Source organism: Xenorhabdus innexi (assembly GCF_002632485.1).
In the GTDB taxonomy this organism is placed as follows: Bacteria; Pseudomonadota; Gammaproteobacteria; order Enterobacterales; family Enterobacteriaceae; genus Xenorhabdus; species Xenorhabdus innexi.
This window is the reverse complement of sequence record NZ_NIBU01000099.1, coordinates 1-7824: the sequence shown is the minus strand read 5'-3', so window position 1 is coordinate 7824 and position 7824 is coordinate 1. Positions and strand designations below refer to the sequence as shown.

At 44.2% G+C, this 7824-nt stretch carries 8 protein-coding genes; 7 read left to right on the top strand and 1 reads right to left on the bottom strand.

Going from position 1 to position 7824, the window contains the following annotated elements; genetic code table 11:
- Positions 1-366: 366 nt before the first annotated feature.
- The 5 genes from Xinn_RS19340 (at position 367) to Xinn_RS19320 (ending at position 5715) form a co-directional block, all read left to right on the top strand.
- Positions 367-579 carry a hypothetical protein gene (locus Xinn_RS19340; protein ID WP_086956827.1) on the top strand — a complete coding sequence of 71 codons (213 nt, stop codon included), beginning with the start codon at positions 367-369 and terminating at the stop codon, positions 577-579.
- Between the two features lie 211 nt (positions 580-790).
- Entirely contained in the window at positions 791-1048 is a 258-nt protein-coding gene (locus Xinn_RS19335) for a helix-turn-helix domain-containing protein (RefSeq protein ID WP_086956826.1), read from the top strand.
- A gap of 298 nt (positions 1049-1346) precedes the next feature.
- Positions 1347-2249, top strand: coding sequence for a replication initiation protein (locus Xinn_RS19330; RefSeq protein ID WP_086956825.1), 903 nt, complete (start codon positions 1347-1349; stop codon positions 2247-2249).
- Between the two features lie 753 nt (positions 2250-3002).
- Positions 3003-4994: a type IV secretory system conjugative DNA transfer family protein gene (locus Xinn_RS19325; RefSeq protein ID WP_169923630.1), complete on the top strand. Its 1992-nt coding sequence runs from the start codon at positions 3003-3005 to the stop codon at positions 4992-4994.
- Positions 4975-5715, top strand: a complete 741-nt coding sequence (locus Xinn_RS19320) for a replication-relaxation family protein (RefSeq protein WP_169923629.1) — start codon at positions 4975-4977, stop codon at positions 5713-5715. The genes Xinn_RS19325 and Xinn_RS19320 overlap by 20 nt, the downstream gene beginning before the upstream one ends.
- A gap of 207 nt (positions 5716-5922) precedes the next feature.
- Here the strand turns inward: Xinn_RS19320 and Xinn_RS19315 are convergent, their stop codons facing one another.
- Positions 5923-6213: a type II toxin-antitoxin system RelB/DinJ family antitoxin gene (locus tag Xinn_RS19315; RefSeq protein ID WP_099137758.1), complete on the bottom strand. Its 291-nt coding sequence runs from the start codon at positions 6211-6213 to the stop codon at positions 5923-5925.
- 295 nt (positions 6214-6508) lie between these two features.
- Here Xinn_RS19315 and Xinn_RS19310 point away from each other — a divergent pair, with 295 nt between their 5' ends.
- Positions 6509-6922 (top strand): hypothetical protein, encoded by a 414-nt coding sequence (locus Xinn_RS19310; RefSeq protein ID WP_086956829.1) that lies wholly within the window; start codon positions 6509-6511, stop codon positions 6920-6922.
- Positions 6923-6931: 9 nt separating this feature from the next.
- Positions 6932-7213: a type II toxin-antitoxin system RelE/ParE family toxin gene (locus Xinn_RS19305; RefSeq protein ID WP_086956828.1), complete on the top strand. Its 282-nt coding sequence runs from the start codon at positions 6932-6934 to the stop codon at positions 7211-7213.
- Positions 7214-7824 lie beyond the last annotated feature (611 nt).

Genomic DNA, 7824 nt, shown 5'->3' with positions numbered 1-7824 from the left:
CCCGCCACACAAAAACAAGTTTTGAATGGCAGGTCGTTGTTTTCGTTGTCGCATTCATTTGATTTTATTATTGAATATTTTTAATTATCCCGTTAACCTGATAACGCTATTGGCAAAATCCGATAGTTAGGGGGTCGCAGCCCTAGAGTGTTCCACTGGTATTAAATAAATATACCAGTGTGCCTGTTTTCGCCTTTTCTATGGTGGTTCAGGCAGGGGAGGCTTTAGCCTCGCTGGAAGAACACTCCCGGTACTGCGAACCCTGTTTGAACTGCCACCACTAAAAGGAGAAAACAAAAATGAATCTTTTCCGATGGTGTTCCTCTGTACCTGCCGTCGTCTTACCTCACAGTACCGAGGTAAAGCATGGCTAAACTCTTTGTTTATCAAACTGAAATGGATGCTTACGCACTGGCGCGAGATTCCTGTGATCTTATCAAATGCGCTGAATATCTCTGTAACCAATCTGATATCGAGAATAATGTCAGGCATATTCACAGTTGTATTAATGCCATCATTGAAAAATTGCGAAAATTAAGCAGAGAACTGGAAATTAGCACGGTAAAAGAAATTACATAATCTAATAAATTAGGTTTTTATCTAACTAAGTAATCTAAAAATGTTATTGGTTTAAGCTGATAACCAAGGGGTCGCAGCCTTGTAGAGTGTTCCGCTGGCAGGATTTTCTGCCAGTGTGTTTGTCTATGCCTTTGCTGTAACAAATTAGACAGAATTAAGCATTCCGGTACTGCGTCTCTGACTTTTTCCATCCAAAAGAGGAAAGTAGAATATGAGCGTACAAAAAAAAGACTGGCATCCTGCCGATATCATTGCCACCTTACGTAAACAAGGAACTACCTTAGCAGCAATCTCCCGTAAAGCAGGGTTAAGTTCATCCACATTAGCCAATACCCTGATTCGACCTTGGCCAAAAGGTGAATGGATAATTGCCGACTACCTCAAGCTTCATCCCTCCGAAATATGGCCCAGTCGTTATTTCGATGACATTGGCAACCTGATAGAACGCAAACCTCGAAACGATTTATGATCGCAAAGTCTTAATGCTTTTTTGTGACTGTGTGGGCATTTGTCTGAAATGAAATAGGTAAAAGTTACGCGCTGTTTTTAAAAGGTATATTAGGCAGATAGCATCAATTGCCCACAGTTTGATGATTAGACAAAATGATTATTGCAGAGTAGTTTTAAACTATAAACACATACGCCCCCGAAATTGTGTATCAACTTGGCGGTAGACTCACAATTCACGAGGGCGCAGGCTCAAAACTTAACAAGAGTTTAGCACATGTACAGACAGAGACAACCCCCCGCCATAAGCGCAGCCATAAATGACTAGTTTTGCACTGGATTATTTTGCCGACCATCTGCCCCGAAAACCCTATCACACGGATGATTTACTCTCTGGGTTGCGTATCAATAACGCCGATGTGGCCAAGCTCGCCCGTTACATCCAACACAATCCCCCTCATGCGGCTTTCTGGTTTGTGTTTGATGTTGATCGCGTTGGTGCGGCGATAGACTGGACGGACAGCAACGCGCCCGCCCCCAACATCACGGTAAAGAACCAGACGAACGGACATGCCCATCTGCTTTATGGGTTGCAAACCGCCGTCAGAACGGCCCCCGATGCCAGTATCAAAGCCCTGAAATATGCGGCATCGGTAGAGCGTGGCTTGTGTGCGAAACTCCGTGCCGATGTGAATTACAGCGGACTGATTTGCAAAAACCCTCTTAACCTGCACTGGCAGGTGACAACATGGCGTCAGGCCGTCTACACGCTGGACGAACTTGCCGATTATGTTGATTTGAACGTCCCAGAATCCCGCGTAAACGATTTTAATTACGGACTAGGGCGTAACTGTGAATTATTCGAAAAAACGCGCAGATGGGCTTACAGGGCTATTAGGCAGGGGTATCCTCATTTTTCCCAGTGGCAACTGGCCGTCATTCAGCGTGTAGAAATGTACAATGTTCAACTGACCAACCCGCTATCACTGCCGGAATGCGCCTGTATCGGGCGTAGCATTGCCAAGTGGACATACCAACGCATGAGTGAAAAGGCGTTCGAGCAGTATGTTGCAGACACGCATACGCCAGAGATTCAGGCAGCCAGAGGGCGTAAATCAAAGCGCGGCGCGATCCCAAACTCAGAGAGAACACTCAAGCCGTGGGAGTCACTAGGAATTAGTCGCCGTTGGTATTACCACAAAAAGAAAAATGGTTTGCTTTGATCCTGAGTGCACCAGATAACCTATATCAGATAACAGCCCCTTTTTGGGGCTTTTTTGTTTTTTGACGTTAGCTAAAGAACATTGTTTTTTTTAGCACCGTCTGCTCGCCGCAGCCTAACGACCGAGCGTAGCGAGCGAGTGGGCGAGGAAGCGGAATATCTACCGAACTTCATGTTTTGCACGGTCACTCAATAGCTATATAAGATACCTTTTTTACTTAACAATTTATTTAAACATCTATATTATATAGCTATCTTTATGCCTGTCGGCATGGTTATTTTCTTCGCTAGGGCTACGAAAACAACAAAGGGAAAAATTCATTTATGTCAGTCTGGACGCCTGCCAACATTCATTTTCCCCCTCTTTCTGTCTTATGTCGGCTGGACGCCGCCAACGTCAGAAATTCACCCGCGCCCCGTCATGCTCACGCATGACCAAAATCAAAAACTACGGCGCTGAACGCACCTAACGTTTCACGGTTTTTCATTTTGGTCATGCGCTCACTGGCATTCACTCTGACGGGGCGCAGCCCACCGAAAAATCACAACTGGGGTTGTGTTTTTCTCTCACCTGCTGGGGCAGGTTCGTTGTGCTTTATGGCACGGCGAAAAATCTGCTGGGGCAGATTGTTTCTTGTGTACTTTCGCAAGCTGGACGCAATGCGAAAGTATGAAACCGAGGCTTACACGCTTGGGCGTGCTGAGCCTCTTTCTCACGCTGGGGCGCGAGAATTTCACCAAAAAGAGGGAGAGTATGTCTTTATCATCGGCGTTGTATTCTGTTCTGAAAGCGTATCCGTTCGCGTTTTCTGTCATTGAAGCGGACTGGCTGGCGGTTGCGGTTTGCGGGTTTGTTTTTAGTTTTGTCTTTTTTACTTTTAGCCGGACACTACATGCTTATAGCCTGCTGGGTGTGAGCAGTGAGGCGATTCGAAAAGCGCAATTGCACAACAAAACGGGTGATGGGAAAACCATCCCGTTAGTGTGGCGTCAGAAAGCGAATCTGGACAATCCGTCCAAACGTATTTATGCAACACGCTGGATTTCAAGAGTGTTTATGTCACTGGTGAGCGCGTTGTTTGGTTTCACTGCCTTAGCTTATCTCCTGTTAGTTTTTGCCTGCTTTATCATCAATGAAAAAGTCACGTTTGAGTTATTGTTGAGTGAAAACCGTTTTTATCCGGTGTGCTGGCTGGCTGGTTCTCTGGTGGCAGGGGGGATTGTATCGAGTCTGGTTTACTTTATTTTTATCCGTGACGTTATGGCGAGAAAAGATGCAGACATTAACCGCGTTATCATTGAAAAGCGGAATAAGCACAAAGGGCGAACGGGTGAACTTTCTGACGCCCGTTCACTGCAATTTGCCTCTGTGCCTGATTTTAATCCGGTTGATTATTTTGACATGGCGGCGGCTAAAGATGCCGTATTCCTCGGACTGGATGAGAAACGCCACCCTATCACTATCCCGCGCAAGATATGGGTGAAATCCAATGTTCAGATAATGGGTTCAGTCGGCAGTGGTAAAGGTGTGCTGGCCTGTTGTGCTCTGGCGCAGTGTGCCGGAATTTTTAATGACACGGTCATCGTTTTTGATCCGAAGAATGATGAATTTGCCCCGCATGTTCTCAAAGGGCAGTCTGATAAATTTTTACTGCTGGATTTACGCCAAGGTAAACCTGCACAACTGAATATTTTCCGTGATCTGTCCTCTTATCAGCTCAATGAATTGCTGGTATCGGGCTTCAGTCTCGGACGGCGTGGCGATAATGCGGATTTTTACCGTGACAATGACCGCCAAGCGGTTCGAATGCTGTCGTCCCAGTTTGAACAAGGTACCGATGTCGCTGCCCTGCTTGAAGCGGCGCAACGTTTGCCGCAAAAGGTCAGGGAGTCCGCCAGTGGTTTTATGACGCTGTTACAGGAATTGTGCGCATTGTCTGTTTTACAAACCCGTGATGGGGTTGATTTAAAGGATTTTATTCTTAATGGCGGTTGTCTGTATGTTGTCGGTTCTCTGCGTGATGAATCGGTGATCATGCTGCAAAAAATGTTGTTTGTGCGTTGCTTACAGATTATCGAGGAGCGTGACCGTTTTCATGAAACCACGCACGTTAATATTTTTCTCGATGAGTTTAAGTACCTGCTTTCAAAATCCAGTCTGGAAGCCCTCGGCACGGTGCGTGACAAGAACTGTAATATTCTGCTGACGCACCAGTCTCTCGGTGACTTTGGTCAGTGTGGTGCTGATATGAAGCCGGAAGTTGCCCAGGCGACGGTGACAGACAACACGCCGATTAAATGGATTTACCGCATGAAAGATTACAAGGTGGCAGAGTGGGCAAGCAAGCAAACGGGGCAAATACTGGTCGACAGTGAACGGCGCAACGTGACCACGGAGACCGGCAATGTTGAACTGATGAGCACCGACACCACCGTATTTAAAGAAAAACGTGAACTGATAGACACCAACACCATTCAGCACCTGCCCGATGGCGCGGCCGTGATGATCGGTGTCGGGCTGGCACGGATTGCGTATAGCAAACCGATTCAGGCCGCGCGACGCGAGATTGCATTAACCGAATACCCAGTTCTCAAGCAGCCTGATTTTCTTTTTTCAGCGGGTGAGCCTGTTTCATCCTCTCCTGAAAATGCCGGAGAAATACCGCAACGTGAAGAGGCTATCACCGAGTCTGTGGCACAGACACACTTTAACCGAGAGAGTCGTGATGACAATGGGTGGCGATAATTTTATCCGCTCCTATAAAGAGCGTATGGCAAAAAAACAGGATAACGAGCAGGCTATTTTGCGGTTCCTGAAAGATGAAATCTATTCAACGGCGGAAATCCTGAGCAGGGTACTGAATTATACGGCGACCAGTACCGTGTACACGGCGTTAAACCGGATGTGTGCTAAAGGGTTACTGAGTACCGAAAAAGTGGATTTAGGCGGTTACAGACCGTTTAACGTGTATGGCATTACCCAGCACGGGGCTGTCATGGTCTTGGATGACCATGACGACCCGTTTAAGCTGAAAGCGTTTGAGCCGTCAAAAATCACGTTAAGTACGCTGGAGCACCGATTTGATGTGCAGCGGTTAAGCCTTGCGGCCAGACATCAGGGGTATCAATGGAAACCGACCAGCAATCTCAAACTGGAAAAGGGGCAAAAATACCCTGACGGGCTGATGCGTAAGGAGGGGAACATCTGGGCGGTGGAAGTGGAGCGTGTGTCTAAGTCCCCGAAACGCTACCGCGACATCGTTGAAATCTATCTGAATCAGATAACCGTGAATCATTGGGCGGGTGTGGTGTATCTGTTCCCTGACTCGCAGTTACGGGACAGGGTTAAACGCATATTTTATGCCGTTGATGCTGCCTCGATTGGCGGGCGTTTACAGCCCTTATCGCCTGACATGACAGACCGTTTTTTTGACTTTAAAACTTATGAGGAATTTGCCCGTGAGTGAGGTGTGTTATTTTTTATACGGTTTTTCTCGCCTAAAGCGAGTTTTCGTTCCATTGAGCGTCAGACTCCCCAAATTAAAATCACTATATTTTCAGCGTAGATTTGGGTGTTTTATAGGATCGTTTTAAGGAGCTTTGATAGGGATTAACGGGCGATTTTAGCTAACCAACTCGCCCGTTTAACATAAAAGGGATTATAAGTATTTAAATTATGCGATAGCTTTATATTTTTCTCTTATTCTATTTTTTCTCTCTTCCATAATGCTTCTTGTCTCTTCTTTACTAAAGAAAACAGCATCACCATTTGATAACTTATCGAATGCAGAATCAACTTCTCTTTTTAACCAGTTTTCGTGTTCTTCTATTTTTTTTTGTTCTTCTGCTAGTTCTTCTGTAAATGATCTACATGCATCACTAAGGGTTAAGCCTTTTCGCTCAGCTGCCTTATGAGCTAACTGTTTTATATCTTCGTTTATACGAAAATGAATTCTTGTTTGCATTTTATTTCTCCTTATCCACCTTTATGTTGTTAGCACAAGTGTGCGTACATTATAGTGTATAATAATAGATAAAAAAACTTTCTTTACTTAATAAAGAAAATTGAATTTCTTATCCATTGATTTTATTGTTTTTTATGTAATAAGCGAATCACATAACATTATGGATAATGTAAGTTGTACGCACGTAGTAGTGATGGAGTTAGTGTGGAGTATCTTTGGTATATTAAAGATCTATAGATCTGTGTTTTGTAACGATCTATAATGAGTTTGTGTTAACAAGAAATAGAGGTGTTATATGGCATTTGAAAGTCAGCACAAGAATACAAGGGTTTCATCTCGTAGAGGTAGTGAGGCGGATATAGTTGTTTCACAGACGTATAAGAAGTCTAGCGAAACTCAGGAGTTTTCAGTTAGGATTTCGTCGGTTGTTATGGATATAATTGGTGTTGGTATGGGTGGTAAGGTTGATATTTTACACGATAGTGACACAGATCGATGGATGATTAAAGTTGTAAATGATAGTGGTTTCACTGTTACAGGTAAGGAGGGAGCTGTTACCGGATTGGTAAGGTACACTCTAAAAAAAGGACATTTTAGATTTACTGATGATGATAATGCGTTACCAATAAAAAAAGAATGTGATGATGAAAGTTTGGATTATTCGACAAATGGGTGTGTTGTATTTAAGCTAGTAGATAATGAAGAATAAGGAGATGGGATGGCGGAAATTGTATGGGAAGAGGACGCGCTGGATGATCGCGAAAGTATTTTTGAATACTTATATGAATTCAATCCAGTAGCGGCTGAAAAAACAGATTCTATATTTGATAAGCAATGTGAATTACTAGAATCTCAACCTTTTCTCGGAGTGGTAAAAAAGGGATGGAAAGGTTACTGCTTAATATTAGCAGATATATCTTTTAATATTTATTACGATACGGATGGTCGTATCATTAGAATTATGAGGATATTACATCAAAAGCAACGGTTTCCACGCTAAAGTAACCTTGCTTGACGTTTTATATAGTTTAAGCGTAATCTTGAATAAAAGAACCACCGCTACCAACGGTGGTTCTCCATGGTTCTTAGAGCTACCAACTCTTTGAACCGAGGTAACTGGCTTCGGAAGAGCGCAGTCACCAAAATCTATTCTTTCAGTGTAGCGTGTTATAACCTGAAATATCAAGACTTGGATAATCTTCCTTAGCAAAAAACAGTTACCAATGGCTATCGCCAGTGGCGTTTTTGCGTGTCTGTCAGGGTTAGATTCAAGAGAGCAGTTACCTGAACAGGCGTGATAGTCGGGCTAAACGGGAGTTCGTGCAGATAGCCCAGCTTGGAGTGAACCACCTAAGCAAGTGCAGTGCCGGTACAGGGAAGCTGAGAGTTAGCGCCCCCAGGATTGAAAGAGCGGATTAAAACTGGCTGTAAACTTGTAAGGTGGGAACTTATGTGTATTCTGTAATTTGATCAAAACCTACCGCCTCGCATTCGCTCGTTGGTCAACAGCAACCCGCCACACAAAAACAAGTTTTGAATGGCAGGTCGTTGTTTTCGTTGTCGCATTCATTTGATTTTATTATTGAATATTTTTAATTATCCCGTTAACCT

Excerpts from the sequence above, each read along its gene's own strand:
- Xinn_RS19340 (WP_086956827.1), top strand. The coding sequence starts at position 367 with ATGGCTAAACTCTTTGTTTATCAAACTGAAATGGATGCTTACGCACTG.
- Xinn_RS19335 (WP_086956826.1), top strand. The coding sequence starts at position 791 with ATGAGCGTACAAAAAAAAGACTGGCATCCTGCCGATATCATTGCCACC.
- Xinn_RS19330 (WP_086956825.1), top strand. The coding sequence starts at position 1,347 with ATGACTAGTTTTGCACTGGATTATTTTGCCGACCATCTGCCCCGAAAA.
- Xinn_RS19325 (WP_169923630.1), top strand. The coding sequence starts at position 3,003 with ATGTCTTTATCATCGGCGTTGTATTCTGTTCTGAAAGCGTATCCGTTC.
- Xinn_RS19320 (WP_169923629.1), top strand. The coding sequence starts at position 4,975 with ATGACAATGGGTGGCGATAATTTTATCCGCTCCTATAAAGAGCGTATG.
- Xinn_RS19315 (WP_099137758.1), bottom strand. The coding sequence starts at position 6,213 with ATGCAAACAAGAATTCATTTTCGTATAAACGAAGATATAAAACAGTTA.
- Xinn_RS19310 (WP_086956829.1), top strand. The coding sequence starts at position 6,509 with ATGGCATTTGAAAGTCAGCACAAGAATACAAGGGTTTCATCTCGTAGA.
- Xinn_RS19305 (WP_086956828.1), top strand. The coding sequence starts at position 6,932 with ATGGCGGAAATTGTATGGGAAGAGGACGCGCTGGATGATCGCGAAAGT.